Consider the following 16,195-nt stretch of genomic DNA (forward strand, 5'->3'; position numbering starts at 1 on the left):
TTTTCGGCGTCGAGCTGGCCAAAGCGGCCGTTCCCCGGCCTAGGGTGGGGAACGTGCTGCTCGCCGACGCCTCGGTCCGCTCGCTCGGGCCCGCCGACCTGTCCGCTTGCCTCGACCTCGGAACCGATCGCGGGTGGCCGCGCGAAGAACGGAAATGGGCGATGCTGCTGGACGTCGGCCGCGGATTCGGCATCGACGCCCCGGACGGCGGTCTCGCCGCGACGGCGGTGCTCACCCGGACCGGGCCGACCGCGAGCGTGTCGATGGTCGTCGTGGCGGAACGGTTCGCTCGGCAGGGGCTCGGCCGGCGCGTCACGGCACAGGCGCTCGAAGAGGCTGGGGACGCGGTCGTGTCCTTGCACACCACGGAAAACGCGCGTCCGCTGTACGAATCGATGGGCTTCGAGTTCGACGGCGGCTGCAACGACCATCGCGGCCGGTTCGTCGACGACGGTGGTCCGGCGTCGCGCCCGATCGGTCCGCCGGACGTGGCGCGAGTGTACGAATTGGACAGTGCGTCCCAGGGCTTCGCGCGCCGGGAGTTGTTGCACCGCATGCTGTTCGAGGCCGAGCACGTCCACGTGACGGACGACGGTTACGCGCTCGGCACCGCGCAGGCCGGGGTGCTGGTGATCGGTCCGGTGGTGGCCGCGGACGAGGACCAGGCCCGCGCGCTGATCCGCGGCATCGCCCGCACCACCTCCGGCGATCTTCGGCTGGCGGTCGACCATCGGTTCCCGGAGTTGTCGGCGTGGTGCGAGGCCCGCGGGCTCGGGGTCCATGCTCCCGCCCCGCGGCTGGTGCTCCACGGGAAAGCGTTGCCGGGCCCGGCCGAGAGGCGGTTTTCGCCGTACAACACCGCTCTCGGCTAGCGTGCTCGTGAGTGTTTGGGCCGGTTAGAACCGGCGCGAACACTCACGAGCTGTACCGCTTCCGGACCTCGGCGCGCCGCTCCTCCGACCAGGGCTCCAGCTCGACCTTGAACGTCCCGGCGAACAACGCGTTCAGCTGCTCATGCCGGGCCGTCAGCAGGTCCGGCCGCTGCTCGGCCAGCTCCTCCGGAACGGTCTGGGTCAGCTCCACCCGCACCCCGTCCAGCGGGTCCGCCGTCACTTCCCACCGGACGCGACCAGCCGGTTTCCCGTCGTGCAGCCAGGTGTAGGCCAGCACCTCCGGCGGCCGGGACTCCAGCACCTCCGCCCCGGCTTCCGGCTGGGGCAGCCGCTTCCAGACGTCCTCGGCGGGCGGCCAGACCAGGTCCCGGCGGAAGCGGATGGTGCCGTCGTCCAGGACTTCGCCGTCTTCCAGGCCGAATTCCTCGATGTAGTGCACCATCCGCGCGTGCCAGTCGGTCGGCATCTCCGGCTCCCGGCCGTCCAGCGCGGCTTCGAGGGAGTCGAGGCAGGCGACCCAGCCGGTGACGTGCCGTCCCGCGCCGAGCAGGGCGATGTCCGGCTCGCCGCGGTTGAACACGTGGGTGAAGGCGAGCTTGCTGCCCGCGCCCGCCGCGGACACCTCGATCCGGATCAGGTCCGAGTTCCAGGTGAACTCGAAGACCTCCGGCGGCCGGTAGCCGATGATCTCGCCCTCGCTGACGTCCCCGGTTTCGGTGAAGGTGAACGTGATCTTCCCGCCCGGCGCCGGGGATTCCGGCAGCGCGACCGCGGCCGGGAACCAGTGCGCCAGCTCGTCCGGCGAGGTGACCGCGCGCCACACCTTCTCCGGCGGATGGGCCAGGGTCCGTTCGAGTTTGACGCTCGGTCGTCCGCCAGAGGTGGTTCGCAGGATCGCCATGCCCGTATATAACCACGGAGGTATATACGGGTCAAGCCGTCAGGTGCGCCGCGTACCCGGTCTGACCTGGGGCGACCTCGGGAAGCAGGACGAGCCGCCGGTCGTAGTCGCCGCCGTCCTGGGTCCGGTACGGCAGCGGATCGGTGGTTTCCAGGGAGTGCAAACGTTTGCGCAGCTGCTCGACGACGCACTCGAACTTCTCCGGCGTCATCCGGTTCGTGCCGGTCACCTTGAGCGGCGGCAGGACGGTCATGCCGGTGTAGAAGAGCGTCGCGTGCTGGACGTTGAACAGCAGGTCGTCCAGCGAACCGTGCGCGCCGCGCGGGCCGAGACTTTCTTCGTGCGCCCCGGCGGTGACGATGACCATCGCGCGTTTCCCGGCCAGGACGCCGTTGCCGTAGCGCAGGGTGTGGCCGGTTTCGTCGCGGTAGTCGTAGCCGTATCCCTGCACGAAAACGCGGTCGAACCAGCCCTTCAGGATGGCCGGGGTGTCCGCCCACCAGAGCGGGAATTGGACGACGACGGTGTCCGCCCAGTCGAGTTTTTCGTGCTCGATCCGGACGTCCTCGGGCACGGTCGCGATCTCGTCGACGACCGGGTTCCAGCGCATCGCGTAGAGGTCGGATTCGCGCACGTCATGGCCGAGATCGCGAAGGGTCGCGACGCCCTCGTCGCGAAGCGCGCCGTTGAGCGAGGCAGGGTCCGGATGGGCGTAGATCCACAAGACGTTCATGACGCCAGGGTGCAACCGGCGAAACGGCCAAACCAGTGGCCCGATGGCCACCTTGTGCAAGAATCGGGCCATGGGTGTTTTCCGTCATCCGGAGCGGCACAAGGTCGCGGTGCTGGTGCGGCACGGCATGCTCGTGATGGAGCTCGGCATCGTCCACCGGCTGTTCGGCCAGGCCAAATCCGCTTCCGGCGAGCGGTTGTACGAGGTGGTCACCTGCACGCCGGAGCCCGGCGACATCCGCACCGACGCGGACATCACCATCCCGGTCGAGCAGGGCCCGGAGGCAGTGGCCGAGGCCGACACGGTGATCGTCCCCGCGTCGTCGCTCGAGTACGAGCCCGCCGGACACCAGCTGACCGAGCAGCTCAAGCACGCGATGAACCTGGTGCGCCCGGACAGCCGGATCGCCTCGATCTGCACCGGCGCGTACGTGCTCGCCGCGATGGGGCTGCTCGACGGCCGCCGCGCGACCACGCACTGGCGTTCGGCCTGCGAATTCCAGCTGGAGTATCCGCGGGTGCGCCTGGACGCGGACGTGCTCTACACCGAGGACGGCAACGTCCTGACCTCGGCGGGCGTCGCTTCCGGCATCGACCTCTGCCTGCACATGATCCGCCGGGACTTCGGCGCGGCGGTCGCCAACGAGGTCGCGCGCGGCACGGTCGTCTCGCCGCATCGCGAGGGCGGACAGGCCCAGTTCATCCGCCGTCCGGTGCCGGAGCCGCGGTCGTCGTCCACCTCCGCCGCGCGGGCGTGGGCGCTGGAGCATCTCGACCAGCCGATCACGCTGCGTGACCTGGCGATGCGCGAGTCGATGAGCACGCGGACGTTCACGCGAAGGTTCCGGGACGAGGTCGGGATGTCCGCGCTGCAGTGGCTGACCCAGCAGCGAGTGGAGCGCGCGCGGCAGTTGCTGGAGGAATCGGAGCTGCCGGTCGACCGGGTCGCCGCGGCGTGCGGCTTCGGGACGGCGGCGTCGCTGCGCCAGCACCTGCAGGCCGCGCTCGGGGTGTCGCCGAGCGCCTACCGGACCACCTTCCGGCGTCCGGCCTGAACGCGGCGGTCCGTGGCAGCGCGGTGCGCGACTGCCACGGACCGACCCCCAGCGGCCTTCATCCTGGCGAGCGAAGCGGGGTGTTCGGTACCCCGGTGACCAGGTCTTACAGAATCTGACACGCGTCAGGAGACGACCGTCACCAGCACATACACCGGACGCCGGGTCGAGAAGAGCTCCGCGCCGGCCGCGTCGACCATCTTCCAGCCGATCCAGCAGCGCCCCGGCGCGGGCGAAGCGGTCAGCGGGACGCTCACCATCACGTGGTCGCCGGGCGGGGTGTCGCCGATCAGCACCCGGTCCGGGGTGCGGCACGAGCCCGGGCTCGCGGGCAGGTCCATCCGCTGCAGGTACCGCTGGTGCCAGACGACCGAACCGGTGTTCTGCAGCTCCCACACCTTCTGGACGGTCTCGCCGACGTGAATGACGGTGCCGTCCGGCACGGTCACGTCGCCGACGAACTTGGAGTTGTCCCCGGGGATGCGCGCGCCGACGTCGACCAGGGCACCGCTCTTCAGCTTCGGCACCACGATCGCGGCGACGACGGCGAGAAGCACGACGACGAACGCGACCGCGGCCAGCGCGTATTTACGGCGGCGGCGGGGCTTCTCCGGGGCGGCCGGTTCCGCGGTGATCAGCACCGGTTCCGCCGCTGTGTTGACAACAGCGACCTCGACCGGAACCGCGGGCTCGGGCGGGACGCCCTTCAGCTCTTCCCAGCGTCGCCGCCACTGCTGTTCGTCCGCGTCGCACGCCCGGACGAACTCGCGCGTGGTGTCCCACGACGGGAACCGGGTGCCGCGGACCGCCTCGTGCAGGGTGGTGTGCGAGATCCGGCCGGAGCGGTCGGCCATCTTGCGGAACGACGGATTCCCGGCCCGCGCGCGCAGCGCGGCCAGTTCCGCGGAGAGCACCTCGGCGGCAGATTGCCCGTCGCCCATCGCTCTCCCTGGTTGTCAGATCCGCTGGTCGGACAAGTCTGACATTCCAGTTCGGCACAGCTGGGCGCACCCCGGCCGCGGCCCCGGCGAAGCGGCCGCGGCCGAGACACGTCACTGCCAGGCGTCGGTGATCGGCGACTCGCTCGTCGCGTTGCCGAGGCCGGGGAGACCGTTGGCGGCCTCCAGGGTGCGCAGCACGGTGTAGTGGTTGATGGTCTCCGAGTAGTCCCCCTGCTTCACGTGCTCGCCGGTGAACGACGTGTAGATCTGGTTCGTCGAGGTGCCTTCGTCCTCGTCGAACGTCACGATCAGCAGGCTGTTGTGGGTCTTCGCCCACTGCGCGTAGCCGTCGAGGTTGTTCTTCAGCCAGGTGTCGCCGGTGGCCACCGAGCAGTCGTGCATGTCGTTGCACATGTTCGGGGTCACGAACGCGACGCTGGGCAGCTGCGAGTAGTCCGTCGGGAACCGGGAGTAGCGCAGGTTGCTCGACGCGGGCACGTTCGAGAAGTCGACCCAGCTGTTGTGCTTGCGCCGGTACTCGCCGGACGAGCAGCCGGTGTAGCCGTCCGACGGCATGGACTCCGAGTAGCCGGTGAAGGTCTTCCCCGCGCCGGCGAGCTGCGAACCGAGGTTGTCCACGGCACCGAGGTTTTGCGGGCAGGTGTCGTCGGTGACGCCTTGGGTGTCGCCGGAGAAGAGCGCGACGTAGTTCGGCTGGCTCGGGTGCGTGATCGCGTGGGAGTCGGTGAAGTTCGCGCCCTGCGCGGCGAGCGAGGCGAAGTAGGGCGCGGTGGTCGAGTCGATCGACGTCGCCGATTCGTTCTCGAACATCACGAGCACGATGTGGTCGAAGGTGGGCACGGACGCCGCTGCTGAGGCGGGCTGGGCGGCGGTCGCCGCACCGAGAATCGCCGTCGCGACGGCGGCCACGATCCGCTTGCGGAACACAGGTCCTCCAAGATCGGTCGGGAAATGCGCTCAGGTGGGAGCGGCATCGACCGTGCCACGGCGGAGGTGTCCCGGAGAGCGGTCGGTGGGTGAATAACTGGCGACCACTCGTCCGGGGCACGACTTTCGGCGGGTCAGCGCGCGAGCAGGTCCCGCAGGGATTTCGTAACGCTGGCAGGGGAAGTCTCGGCCATGAAATGTCCACTGTGCACGGTTTCGTGCACAAGGTCCGGTGCCCACGCCCGCCAGAGCGCGACCGCGTCGTAGCCCAGCGCGACACCCCAATCCTGCTGCACCACCGTGGTCGGCATCTTCAGCCGATTGCCCGCGGCGCGGTCGGCGCGGTCGTGTTCGACGTCGATGCCCGCGGAGGCGCGGTAGTCGGCGACGATCGACGGGACCGCGTTCCGGCTCGCTTCGAGGTACCGGGCGCGGATGTCGGCCGGGATGGCCTCGGGGTCGGCGCCCCACTGGTCGAGGAAGTAGCTGAAGAACGCGTCCGGTGCGCCGCTGATCAGCTGCTCGGGCAGGCCGGGCGGCTGCGCCATCAGGTAGAGGTGAAAGGCGACGGACGCGCTGACGCCGTGCAGCACGTCCCACATGTCCAGCGTCGGCAGCACGTCGAGGATGGCCAGGTGGGACACGTGGTCCGGGTGGTCGAGGCCGGCGCGGATCGCGACGAGCGCGCCGCGGTCGTGCCCGGCGAGCGCGAACTTTTCGTGGCCGAACGCGCGGGCGAGGGCGACGACGTCGGCGGCCATGGTGCGCTTCGAGTAGGTCTCGCCGTCGTCGGCGGGCTTGTCGCTGTCGCCGTATCCGCGCAGGTCAGGACACAGGACGGTGTGGTCGGCGGCGAGGTCGGCGGCGACGTGCCGCCACATCAGGTGGGTCTGCGGGAAGCCGTGCAGCAGGACGACGGGCGAGCCGGAGCCCGCGACCGCCACGTTGAGGGACACGCCGTCGGCGACGGGCACTCGCTGGTAGTCGAAGTTCATGCGACCCAGCGTGCGCCGGGCCGATCAGCAACCGATCAGCAACGAGCGAGCTGATTACAGTACGGGACTGATGACCATCTCGTTCTCGGTGCTGGGCCCCTTGGCGGCCTGCGACGCGCGCGGGCCGGTGGCGTTGCCCGGACCGCGGCATCGTGCGGTGCTCGCGCGCCTGCTCGTCGCTCGCGGGCAGGTGGTGTCGACGGACGCGCTGGTCGACGCGTTGTGGGCCGAGCACCGGGCGGGGGCGGTCGGTGCGGTGCAGACCTTCGTCGGTGCGTTGCGGCGGGCGCTCGAACCGGACCGGCCGCCGCGGACACCCGCGAAACTGCTGGTCACGGCCGGTCCAGGGTATGCGCTGCGGGCGGAACCGGAGCAAGTCGACGCATGGCGCTTCGAGGCGTTGCTGCGGGGGACGCCGTCGGTCGCGCAGCTCGATGAGGCGCTCGGCTGGTGGCGCGGCGAGCCGTACGCGGAGTTCGCCGACGAACCGTGGGCGCGCAGCGAGCGGGCTCGGCTCGACGAACTGCGGTTGCTCGCGCTGGAGCGGCGGGCGGCTGGCCTGCTGGATCTCGGCCGGGCCGCCGAAGCCGTGCCGGATCTGGAGTCCCTTGTGGACGCTCATCCGCTGCGCGAGGAAGCGTGGCGGTTGCTGGCGCTCGCGTTGTACCGCGCGGGACGTCAGGGCGACGCACTTGCCGCCTTGCGCCGGGCGCGTGCCGGGTTGGCGGCGGAGTTGGGGGTCGACCCTGGTCCGGCGTTGCGGCAGGTGGAGCAGGACATCCTCGCGCAGGCTCCGCAGCTGGCCCCTGCCGTCAACCGGCGGTTGGCCGGCCGCGATGCGGAGCTGGCCCGGCTCGCCGAGGTAGCGGCGGAAGTGGCGGACCGCAAGCGATTCCGGCTCGTGCTGGTCTCCGGCGAGGCAGGTGCGGGCAAGACGGCGCTGGTCGAGGAATTCGCCGCACGGCTGGGCTGGACCACGGCTTGGGGCGTGAATCCGGACGGTGCTGGGGTGCCGCCCGCCTGGCCGTGGACGCGGATCCTGGCTGCGCTGGGCGAACCGGTTCCGCCGCGGCCGTCCGGTGGCGACCCGGCGGTGGCGCGCTTCGAATGGCATCAGGCGATGACCGCGCGGATCGCTGACGTGGCGCGCCGAGGTCCGCTGCTGCTCGTGCTGGACGATTTACAGTGGGCGGGCGAGGAAACCCTGGCGCTGCTGACGTCGATGACCGCGGCTCCAGTGTTGTTGCTCGCGACGTATCGGACCACCGAGGTTTCCGCGGAACTGACTGCGGCACTGGGCAGACTCGCGCGCGTCGACCCGATCCGGCTGTACCTGGGCGGGCTTTCGGTCGAGGCAGTGGCCGAGTTGGTCGGTCCGGAATCCGCCGCCGTGATCCACCGGCGGTCCGGCGGAAACCCGTTCTTCGTCAAGGAACTCGCCCGCGCGCTGGATGCCGAAGGCGACCTGCCGGACGGCGTACGCGACGTCGTCCGCAACCGCATCTCCGCATTGCCCGATCACGTGCGCGCGGTCCTCGGGAAGGCCGCGGTGATCGGCGCGGACGTCGACCTCGGTCTGCTCGGTGACGTTCTCGATGAGCTGGAAACCGCTGTGCAGGCAGGGTTTCTGGTCGAAAGCGGACCACGAGCGTTCCGGTTCGCGCACGCGCTGGTTCGCGACGCGGTCTACGACGACCTTTCGCTCGCTCAGCGGGCACAGCTGCACCGAGAAGTCGGCGAGGCTTTGGCGAGCCGCCGACCGTCCGAGATTTCCTTGCTGGCCCACCATTTCCTGCTCGCCGGAGACGACCGCGGAACTGCCTACGCGCAGGCGGCCGCAGAACGTGCCGAACGCGATTTCGCGCCCCACGAAGCACTTCGGCTCTGGCAGGCTGCTTTGGCGCAAGGCCCGCGTACCGTGGAATTGCTGATGGGCCTCGCCCGGACGTCCGCGGTCACCGGTTCCTTGGCCGCCGCGCGCCGCTACCGTGCTGAAGCCTTGGACTTAGCTGCCGACGATTCCGCGTTGACCATCCGAGTGTTGACCGCTTTCGACGTACCGGGAATCTGGACCGAGAACGACGACCCCGCGCTGGCCCGTCGCATCGCCGACGCCGCCGATCGCGTGCCCGCGACCGACCCGCTCGTGCGCGCCCGGCTGCTGGCCACCATCGCGTTGGAACTGCGCAACGAAGGCGGGCAACGCGCCCACGACGCCGCTGTCGAAGCGGAGAAACTGGCGCGCGCCGCCGAGGATCCGGCGCTGCTGGCGTTGGCGTTGAACGCTCGCTGGACACAGACCTTCACCCGCGCCGGACTGGCTCCCGAGCGCGCCCGGATCGGGGAGGAACTGGTCGAACTGGCCGCCCGGCACCGGTTGGTGACGTTCGAAGTCCTCGGTCACCTGGTGCTGATGCAGGCCCGCTCAGCACTCGCCGACTTCGCCGCCGCGGACGCCCACGCGGCTGCGGCGGACCGGCTGGGGGAGCAGTACGACCTCCCGCTGGTCAGCGTGTTCACCGACTGGTATCGCGCGCTCCGCCTGGCCGTCACCGGCCCGGTCGCCGCCGCGGAAGCCGCCTATCGCAGTGCCGCGGCCCGGTTGTCCGGCAGCGGAATGTCCGGAGTAGACCGTGGCCTGCTGCCGCTGGCCCGGCATTGCCTCTATGTCCAGCACGGCCTTAAGTCCACAGTGGACTTCACGCTGCCGCCGGATCGCCCGGACCTGTTCCTCGAACTACGCGCTTGCCTCACCGTCTCGTCCGGCGACGCGCGCGAGCTTTACGCCCGGCTCGCCCCCGCGGAGAACGAACTGGCCGGTGCCGGTTCCGGCGTCATGACGCTGGGTCCAGTCGCCTATTACCTGGGCGAATTGGCCGTCCGGCTGGGGTTGCCGCCCGACGAGCACTACCGCAAGGCCGCCGAAGTGGCCCGCCGCGCCGGCGCCGAACACTGGGTCAGTCGACTACGTACCATTTGCCGCCGCGATTCTCCATGACCGCGTCGCCGAGGTCGCTGTCGGTGAACTTGACGGAAGCCTTCACCGCCCGCGCCGGGATCTCGACCTTCTTGGCCCCCTCCTTGATCTTGGACCGGTCGACGGTGGCGGTCTGGAGGGCCTTCTTCTGCGCCGGGGAGATCAGCTGGAACGCCATCGGCATCGTCTTCTCGCACGGTCCCATGCCCTGGGCCTCCGCCTTCTTCGCGGCCGGACCGGCGATCTCGCACACCGTCGCGAGGTCCTCCCGGCCCGCCGCGTGCATGAAGGCCTCGTACCGCTCGACCGCGTCCCCGCCGGTCGACTCCGCCACCGCGGACGACGTCGGTGCCGCCGAACTGGACGGCGGTGCGGACGAGGGCTGCACCGCCGCCGCCGCCGACGACGCGGGTGCGCTCGAGGGCGAGGGAGAGGCGGTGCCGCCGCTTTCGCCGGAGCAGCTGGTGATCAGGAGCGCAGCGCCCACGGCGAAAAAGGAGAGGATGCGAGCGGACATGGCGTGCCTTTCCCGTCAGGAAGAATGCTCCGGAGCATAAGCGACAGACGGGCGTGGCGTGCGGAAACGGGAATCTTGGCGACGGCTCTGCACCGAACCCGGCGGTCAGTTCGCCGGACGCCCCGCCCCGGCGTAGTCGTCCCCGGGCCGGTGGAACGTGTGGATCTGGATCGCCTGCCCCTCGGTCGGCGCGTTGATCATCAGGCCGTTCCCGAGGTACAGCCCCACGTGGTGGATGAACGCCGGGCTGCCGTAGAAGACGAGGTCGCCGAGCTGTGGTTCCTGCCCGCCCGGAACCGGCGCCACCGACCGGTACTGGCTGTCCGCCGTGCGCGGCAAGGAAACCCCGGCGCTGTCGTACGACGCCTTGGTGAGACCCGAGCAGTCGAACCCGGCCGCGCCCGCTTCGGGGCCGTTGCCGCCCCACACGTACGGCAGGCCGAGCTGGCCGAGCGCGAACCGCGCGGCGTGCACGGACGGCGCGTTCGCCTTCGCCGGGTCCAGGGAAAGCGTCGCGTACAGCTGGGCGTAACCGAGCACTCGCTGCCGGAACAGTTCCATGCCGCTGCCGTTCTGGTACCCGGCCACGGCCTTCCACCAGCCGTTGCCCGCGGACAGGTCGACGCCGCTCGCGCACAGTGCGCGTCCGGCGGCGACAGACGCGGCCGACGGGTCGGACAGCGCCGGGTTCGCGATGCCCGGGATCTGCGCGCCGTACTTCTTCCACTGCTGCGTCGAAAGCCCCATCGGCTCGCCGGCGCCGCGGCCGTGGTTGTTACCGGCGACGCCGAGGCCCGCCAGCGTGACCCACGACAGGTGGCAGTCCGGGCGCTCCTTGCGCATCGTCAGCTCGCCGTTGGCGTACCCGAGCAACACCGGGGCCGGAATGTCCAACGGTCCGGCGAGCGAATCCGCCCACTTCTGCAGCGGGGCCGGGCCGCCGCCTCCGCCGGCCGCGCCCTGTGCCGGTTCCTGCGCTTGCACCGGAGCGCTCGCCTGCAGCACGGACGGACCGCTGACCGGCGTCTGCGTGGGCACCGGCGCGGTCAGCGCGGCCTGCGTCGGAACGGGCGCGGGCTGATCGCGTCCGGCGACCAGCCAGCCCGCGGTGGCGAGGCCGGCGACCAGTGGCAACGCCACGAGCCCGCGATACAGCGCGCCACGGGCCCAGGGGGGCTTCGGCGGCGCGTCCGTGGTGGGGGTCTCCGGCGGCACGGCGTCCAATCTAGAAGAGCGCACCTCTGGGTAACGAGCGAACGGCTTGCACGTTAGGGGGACTCTCATATTGTGGGCACATGGCTGAACTCGACGCGGCGCGGCTGCGGGACGGACTCGGCGGCTGCTACGCCCGCCTCGACGTCGTGGAGACGACCGGTTCCACCAACGCTGACCTGCGGGAAGCCCTCCTTGCGGGAGCCGAGGACCGGACGGTTCTGCTGGCCGAACACCAGACGGCCGGGGTCGGACGGCGGGCTCGCTCGTGGAGTTCGCCGAAGGGTGCTGGGCTGTACTTGAGCATCGCGCTGCGCCCGGTGGGCGTGCCGTTCTCCGCGCTCGGTTCACTTTCCGTGGTGGCCGGTCTCGCGGTGCACGCGCTCGCCACCGATCTGGGGGTCGACGTCGCCCTCAAATGGCCTAACGACGTGCTCGCCGGACCCGAGCGGGCCAAGTGCGCGGGCATCCTCGCCGAGGCCGTCGGCACCGGTGACCCGGCCGTGGTGCTGGGCATCGGACTGAACGTCCTGCCGCTGGGCGACGACGTCCCGGCCGGTCCGGGAGGCCTGCCCGCGACCTCGCTCGCCGAGCAGGGCGCGACGACCACCGACCGCACCGAGGTCGCGCTCGGCCTGCTGACCAGGTTCGACGACCTCGAACGCCGCTGGCGCACGGCGGGCGGGGACCTCACCGAGGCCGGGCTGCTCGGCGACTACCGCGCCCGCTGCGCGACGCTCGGCCAGGACGTCCAGGTGCAGCTTCCGGACGGGTCGACGCTCACCGGCCGCGCCGCGGACCTGGACGCGTCCGGCCAGTTGCAGGTCGACGTCCCGGACGGCAGGCGGCTGACGGTCTTCGCCGGCGATGTGGTGCACGTCCGTCCTGCTTGACCGGAACGGGCGCGCCCGCGCGGGGCTCGCGCCGGTACGGTGGATCCACCACACCGGCACACATTCGCAGGGGAGCGCCCGCCGTGGCCTATCCGGACGATTTGCTCAGCCAGAACGAACGCGTGGTGGTGCACAGCCACCCGCATTTCAAGATGCTGATCTTCCCGTTCCTGGCGTTCGTGATCACCGTCGGAGCGGCGGTGTGGCTGCTCGTGGTCGCCAAGGACTTCGCCGCGCCGTGGAACAACATCACGATGATCGCGGTCGCCGCGGTCGCGCTGATCTTCGTGGTGTGGCTGTTCCTCGCGCCGCTGGTCCGCTGGCGCACGACGCACTTCATCGTGACCACCGACCGGCTGATCGCGCGCGAGGGCGTGCTCAAGCGCACCGGCATCGACATCCCGCTGTCGCGGATCAACAGCGTGCAGTTCGAGCACGGCCTGCTCGACCGGATCTTCGGGTGCGGCACGCTCATCATCGAGTCGGCCTCGGACGAACCGCTGCGCTTCGATGACATTCCCCACGTCGAGCACGTGCATACGGTCATTTACCGCGAAGTCAACGACAATCCCTACGACGACTACCACGGCGCGCCCGGCCCGCAGGACACCGAACCTCTGCCCCCGCGCGGCCGGGAACCGCGCGGAAGGAGACGCTGACGTGGGTGCTCGAGAGGTCGGCCTGCCGGAACGGGTCCCCGCGGGCGGGTTGCCGCCGCGGGTCGAGATCTGGGAGGTCGGGGCGCGCGACGGGCTGCAGAACGAGAGCTCGGTCGTGCCGGTCGAGGTCAAGCTCGAATTCCTGGACCGGCTCGCCGGCGCCGGGCTGACCACCCTCGAGGCGACCAGCTTCGTGCACCCGAAGTGGGTGCCGCAGCTCGCCGACGCCGAACAGCTGCTCGCCGGGCTGGACCGCCGCGACGGCGTCCGCTACCCGGTGCTGGTCCCGAACGACCGCGGTCTCAACCGCGCGCTCGACGCGGGCGTAGACCACATCGCGATCTTCGCCAGCGCCACCGAGACCTTCGCCCAGCGCAACCTGAACTCGACCTTCGACGACCAGTTCGGCATGTTCGAACCGGTGGTCACGCGGGCCCGCAAGGAGGGCCTCGAGGTCCGCGGCTACCTGTCGATGTGCTTCGGCGACCCGTGGGAAGGCGTGGTCGACGTGGAGCAGGTCGTGCGGGCGGGCAAGCGGCTGCTCGACTTCGGCTGCTCGCAGCTCTCGCTCGGCGACACCATCGGCGTCGCGACCACGAACCAGGTCACCCGGCTGATCGAGGCGTTCGGCGACACCGCCGACGTCTCCAAGCTGGCTGTGCACTTCCATGACACCTACGGCCAGGCGCTGGCCAACACCGAGGCCGCGCTGCGCGCCGGGGTGTCCACTGTGGACTCGTCGGCGGGCGGGCTCGGCGGCTGCCCGTACGCCGAGTCGGCGACCGGCAACCTGGCGACCGAGGACCTGGTCTGGCTGCTGGAAGGCCTCGGCGTGGAGCACGGCGTCGATCTCGGCAAGCTGGTGGAGACCAGCGTGTGGATGGCCGGGCAGCTGGGCCGTCCGTCGCCGTCGCGGGTAGTGAACGCGCTTGCCGGATAGCGCTCCCGAGTTCGTCCCGCTCAGCGCGGAGACGTGGCCGTTGTTCGAGCAGCTCTTCGGCCCCGGCGGGGTGCAGGGCGGCTGCTGGTGTTCGTTCTTCCGGCTCAGCGGCCCGGACTTCAAGGCCGCTGGCCGCGAGGGCCGCAAAGAGCACGTCCGAGGCGAGGCTCAGGACGGGAAACCGTTGGGGCTCTTGGGCATTGTCGACGGCGAACCGCTCGGCTGGGTGGCCGTGTCGCCGCGGAAGGACAATCCGCGGCTGGCCCGGTCGCGCGTGCTGGCGTCGGACGAACCGGGCGCGGTCTGGTCGGTGACGTGCTTCTACCTCCACCGCCGCGGCCGTCGGCGCGGGCTGGCGACGGCGCTGCTGCGGGCTGCCGTGGACTACGCCGCCGAGCAGGGCGCGGAAACCGTCGAGGGGTATCCGGTGGAACCCGGGCCGCGGTCCGCCTCCTCGGACCTCTACCACGGCACCACCGGCATGTTCGCCGACGCGGGGTTCGAGGTGGTCGAGAAGCGCGGCCTGGCCCGCGCGTTGGTGCGACGGCGCCTCCCCGTAGCCCGATAAGGTGGGTTTCCCGCTCGCCCGGAACCTTCCGGCGCGAGCGAGCGTCCGATCCGGTGCCGGCACGACCGAGAAGAGGGTGCCAGTGTCCGACCAGCCCGAACCGGCAGACACCGACGTCGCCACCGGCCCGGTGCGCGTGCCCGCCCAGTACGGCGGGCTGCTCGAACGCGGCTTCGACGAGGTGCCGACCCCGCCGTCGGGCACCGGCGTGCTGCCCGCGCAAAGCCGTCCGCCGCTCGGTTCTCCGCGCACCGACCGGGAAAGCGTGCTGGCTCTGTTCGCGGTGCACATGTTCCCGCTCGGGCATTTGCCGGTGGCGGCGGACCGTCCGGACCGGCAGTTGCCGCTGCCCTCGGACGGGATCGCCCGGCGTCCGCTGTTCGACCATCCGGAATCGGCGTTGCTGGACGACACCGCGGTGCTCGGCTACGTCAAGCAGGGCTTCCGCCGGTCGCCCGCGCCGCCGGTGGATCCGGAGCCGCCCGAGGCGGTCGTCGAAGGCTATGCGCCGCCGGAGGGTCCCGAATGGGAGCGCCGGTTCGTGGCCGGCGCCGAGTACGTGTGGCCGCCCGCGGAGGGCGGCGTCGAAGAGCCGAACCCGGTGGTACTGCCGGAAAACACGCTGCTGGATCGTTTCGGCAGCGACCACGGCCGGGTGTTCGCGCCGGACGGCACGCCGTTCGCGCAGCGCGCCCTGCCGCCCGCCGCGCTGCGTTCCGGCTACCGCCGGTACCGCGTGCTGAAGCCGATGCCGGTGTGGCAGGCCACGTCGGCGGAGTGGTTCGACGGACCGGGCGGCGGAATCCGCTACCGTGCGGTGCTCTCCGCGGACGAACTGGTCACGCTGGGATTCCTGGTCGACGTCACGCGGGAGGCACGATGAACACCCAGTCGATCCGCAAATGGCTGGACGTCATCGGGGTGCCCGCGGAAGTGGTATCGATCGGGCGGGAAGCCGACAACACGTGGTGCCTGCTGCCGACCTCCGACGGCGGCTGGGAAGTGTTCTGGCGCGAGCAGGGCAACCGCTACGACTGGGCCGCGTTCACCTCCGAACGGGTCGCCTGCCACTACCTCTTCGGCAGGCTGACCTGGTCACAGGTGGCGCGCGGCGCGGTCGGCGTGCTGCCCGGCGCTCACTGACGGCGCAGCACGGCCAGCGCTTCGTCGTGCAGGAGGCCGTTCGTGGACAGCGCTGAGCCGCCCTCGTAGGTCTCCGCGCCGGAAAGATCGGTGAACCGGCCGCCCGCCTCGGTGACGATCACCTGCGCGGCGGCGACGTCCCACGGGTTCACGATGCACTCGGCCGCGACGTCCATCGCGCCCTCGGCGACGAGGCAGTGGCTCCAGAAATCGCCGAACGCGCGGGACTCCCAGCACGCCTCGGTGAGCGCGAGGTATTTCTCGCGGGAGTGGTACTCGGTCCAGCTGTTCAAGTCCGTCGTGGACAGATAGGCGTCGCCGAGCGTCGCCACCTTCGACACGGAGATGCGCCGTTCGCCCGCCGCGTCGCGCAGGTGCGCGCCCTCGCCGCGGGCCGCCCACCAGCGCCGGCCCAGCAACGGCGCGCTGATCATGCCGACCACCGGCGTGCCGTACTCGACGAGCGCGATCAGCGTCGCCCACACCGGGACGCCGCGCAGGAAGTTCTTGGTCCCGTCGATCGGGTCGATCACCCACGCGCGGCCCTCGCTGCCCGCCGAGCCGCCGCGTTCCTCGCCCGCGACCGTGTCGCCGGGCCGTTCCGCCGCGAGGATTTCGCGGATCGCGTCCTCCACGGCGGTGTCGGCGTCGGTCACCGGCGTGCGGTCCGGTTTCGCGGACACCGCGAGGTCGAGCGCGCGGAAGCGGGCAGTGGTCAGCGCGTCGGCGGCGTCCGCCAGCCGGGTGGCGAGAGCGAGGTCATCCGAGTAGGCAGGCACGGTCACGATGGTTTCACGCCCGTTCGCCGTAAGGTTGGCCAG

At 70.9% G+C, this 16,195-nt stretch carries 17 protein-coding genes; 9 read left to right on the forward strand and 8 right to left on the reverse strand.

Features of this window, described 5'->3' with window-relative positions:
• Nucleotides 1-53 precede the first annotated feature (53 nt).
• Complete coding sequence (locus SSMG_RS03205) at nt 54-872, forward strand: GNAT family N-acetyltransferase (protein ID WP_199785778.1); 819 nt, start codon at nt 54-56, stop codon at nt 870-872.
• A 43-nt stretch (nt 873-915) separates the two neighbouring features.
• Here the strand turns inward: SSMG_RS03205 and SSMG_RS03210 are convergent, their stop codons facing one another.
• Both SSMG_RS03210 and SSMG_RS03215 read right to left on the reverse strand, forming a co-directional pair.
• The gene (locus SSMG_RS03210; protein WP_009072738.1) at nt 916-1,794 is read right to left on the reverse strand and encodes an SRPBCC family protein; all 879 of its coding nucleotides are present in this window, start codon (nt 1,792-1,794) and stop codon (nt 916-918) included.
• A gap of 31 nt (nt 1,795-1,825) precedes the next feature.
• Nucleotides 1,826-2,527, reverse strand: a complete 702-nt coding sequence (locus tag SSMG_RS03215) for an NAD(P)H-dependent oxidoreductase (RefSeq protein ID WP_009072740.1) — start codon at nt 2,525-2,527, stop codon at nt 1,826-1,828.
• 43 nt (nt 2,528-2,570) lie between these two features.
• Here SSMG_RS03215 and SSMG_RS03220 point away from each other — a divergent pair, with 43 nt between their 5' ends.
• Nucleotides 2,571-3,581 (forward strand): GlxA family transcriptional regulator, encoded by a 1,011-nt coding sequence (locus SSMG_RS03220; protein ID WP_009072741.1) that lies wholly within the window; start codon nt 2,571-2,573, stop codon nt 3,579-3,581.
• Nucleotides 3,582-3,706: 125 nt separating this feature from the next.
• Here the strand turns inward: SSMG_RS03220 and SSMG_RS42210 are convergent, their stop codons facing one another.
• The 3 genes from SSMG_RS42210 to SSMG_RS03235 form a co-directional block, all read right to left on the reverse strand.
• Nucleotides 3,707-4,522: an NBR1-Ig-like domain-containing protein gene (locus tag SSMG_RS42210; RefSeq protein WP_009072743.1), complete on the reverse strand. Its 816-nt coding sequence runs from the start codon at nt 4,520-4,522 to the stop codon at nt 3,707-3,709.
• 111 nt (nt 4,523-4,633) lie between these two features.
• Complete coding sequence (locus SSMG_RS03230; protein WP_009072744.1) at nt 4,634-5,470, reverse strand: alkaline phosphatase family protein; 837 nt, start codon at nt 5,468-5,470, stop codon at nt 4,634-4,636.
• 134 nt (nt 5,471-5,604) lie between these two features.
• Nucleotides 5,605-6,465, reverse strand: a complete 861-nt coding sequence (locus SSMG_RS03235) for an alpha/beta fold hydrolase (protein WP_037712396.1) — start codon at nt 6,463-6,465, stop codon at nt 5,605-5,607.
• A 70-nt stretch (nt 6,466-6,535) separates the two neighbouring features.
• Here SSMG_RS03235 and SSMG_RS03240 point away from each other — a divergent pair, with 70 nt between their 5' ends.
• Entirely contained in the window at nt 6,536-9,463 is a 2,928-nt protein-coding gene (locus SSMG_RS03240) for a BTAD domain-containing putative transcriptional regulator (RefSeq protein WP_050788108.1), read from the forward strand.
• Here SSMG_RS03240 and SSMG_RS03245 read toward each other — a convergent pair.
• Both SSMG_RS03245 and SSMG_RS45930 read right to left on the reverse strand, forming a co-directional pair.
• The gene (locus SSMG_RS03245; RefSeq protein ID WP_009072748.1) at nt 9,423-9,959 is read right to left on the reverse strand and encodes a hypothetical protein; all 537 of its coding nucleotides are present in this window, start codon (nt 9,957-9,959) and stop codon (nt 9,423-9,425) included. The two genes, SSMG_RS03240 and SSMG_RS03245, sit on opposite strands and share 41 nt — an antisense overlap.
• Nucleotides 9,960-10,064: 105 nt before the next feature.
• Nucleotides 10,065-11,174, reverse strand: coding sequence for a C40 family peptidase (locus SSMG_RS45930; protein ID WP_037716517.1), 1,110 nt, complete (start codon nt 11,172-11,174; stop codon nt 10,065-10,067).
• An 80-nt stretch (nt 11,175-11,254) separates the two neighbouring features.
• On the opposite strand from SSMG_RS45930, the gene SSMG_RS03255 reads away from it, so the two are divergent.
• From SSMG_RS03255 to SSMG_RS03280, 6 genes are all read left to right on the forward strand, one after another.
• Complete coding sequence (locus SSMG_RS03255) at nt 11,255-12,064, forward strand: biotin--[acetyl-CoA-carboxylase] ligase (RefSeq protein ID WP_009072752.1); 810 nt, start codon at nt 11,255-11,257, stop codon at nt 12,062-12,064.
• An 83-nt stretch (nt 12,065-12,147) separates the two neighbouring features.
• Nucleotides 12,148-12,723 (forward strand): PH domain-containing protein, encoded by a 576-nt coding sequence (locus SSMG_RS03260; protein WP_009072753.1) that lies wholly within the window; start codon nt 12,148-12,150, stop codon nt 12,721-12,723.
• 1 nt (nt 12,724) lies between these two features.
• Entirely contained in the window at nt 12,725-13,663 is a 939-nt protein-coding gene (locus tag SSMG_RS03265) for a hydroxymethylglutaryl-CoA lyase (RefSeq protein WP_009072755.1), read from the forward strand.
• Nucleotides 13,653-14,231, forward strand: coding sequence for a GNAT family N-acetyltransferase (locus SSMG_RS03270; protein WP_009072756.1), 579 nt, complete (start codon nt 13,653-13,655; stop codon nt 14,229-14,231). Before SSMG_RS03265 ends, SSMG_RS03270 begins: the two co-directional genes overlap by 11 nt.
• 82 nt (nt 14,232-14,313) lie before the next feature.
• Entirely contained in the window at nt 14,314-15,114 is an 801-nt protein-coding gene (locus SSMG_RS03275; protein WP_199785779.1) for a TNT domain-containing protein, read from the forward strand.
• Nucleotides 15,111-15,374 (forward strand): hypothetical protein, encoded by a 264-nt coding sequence (locus SSMG_RS03280; protein WP_009072760.1) that lies wholly within the window; start codon nt 15,111-15,113, stop codon nt 15,372-15,374. Before SSMG_RS03275 ends, SSMG_RS03280 begins: the two co-directional genes overlap by 4 nt.
• Here the strand turns inward: SSMG_RS03280 and hisN are convergent.
• On the reverse strand, nt 15,368-16,153 hold the full coding sequence (gene hisN / locus SSMG_RS03285) for a histidinol-phosphatase (protein WP_199785780.1): 786 nt from the start codon (nt 16,151-16,153) through the stop codon (nt 15,368-15,370). The genes SSMG_RS03280 and hisN overlap by 7 nt on opposite strands.
• Nucleotides 16,154-16,195 lie beyond the last annotated feature (42 nt).

The sequence above is a fragment of the Streptomyces sp. AA4 genome (assembly GCF_000158875.1).
GTDB lineage: Bacteria > Actinomycetota > Actinomycetes > Mycobacteriales > Pseudonocardiaceae > Amycolatopsis.

Excerpts from the sequence above, each read along its gene's own strand:
- SSMG_RS03210 (WP_009072738.1), bottom strand. The coding sequence starts at position 1,794 with ATGGCGATCCTGCGAACCACCTCTGGCGGACGACCGAGCGTCAAACTC.
- SSMG_RS03215 (WP_009072740.1), bottom strand. The coding sequence starts at position 2,527 with ATGAACGTCTTGTGGATCTACGCCCATCCGGACCCTGCCTCGCTCAAC.
- SSMG_RS03220 (WP_009072741.1), top strand. The coding sequence starts at position 2,571 with ATGGCCACCTTGTGCAAGAATCGGGCCATGGGTGTTTTCCGTCATCCG.
- SSMG_RS42210 (WP_009072743.1), bottom strand. The coding sequence starts at position 4,522 with ATGGGCGACGGGCAATCTGCCGCCGAGGTGCTCTCCGCGGAACTGGCC.
- SSMG_RS03235 (WP_037712396.1), bottom strand. The coding sequence starts at position 6,465 with ATGAACTTCGACTACCAGCGAGTGCCCGTCGCCGACGGCGTGTCCCTC.
- SSMG_RS03240 (WP_050788108.1), top strand. The coding sequence starts at position 6,536 with ATGACCATCTCGTTCTCGGTGCTGGGCCCCTTGGCGGCCTGCGACGCG.
- SSMG_RS03245 (WP_009072748.1), bottom strand. The coding sequence starts at position 9,959 with ATGTCCGCTCGCATCCTCTCCTTTTTCGCCGTGGGCGCTGCGCTCCTG.
- SSMG_RS03255 (WP_009072752.1), top strand. The coding sequence starts at position 11,255 with ATGGCTGAACTCGACGCGGCGCGGCTGCGGGACGGACTCGGCGGCTGC.
- SSMG_RS03280 (WP_009072760.1), top strand. The coding sequence starts at position 15,111 with ATGAACACCCAGTCGATCCGCAAATGGCTGGACGTCATCGGGGTGCCC.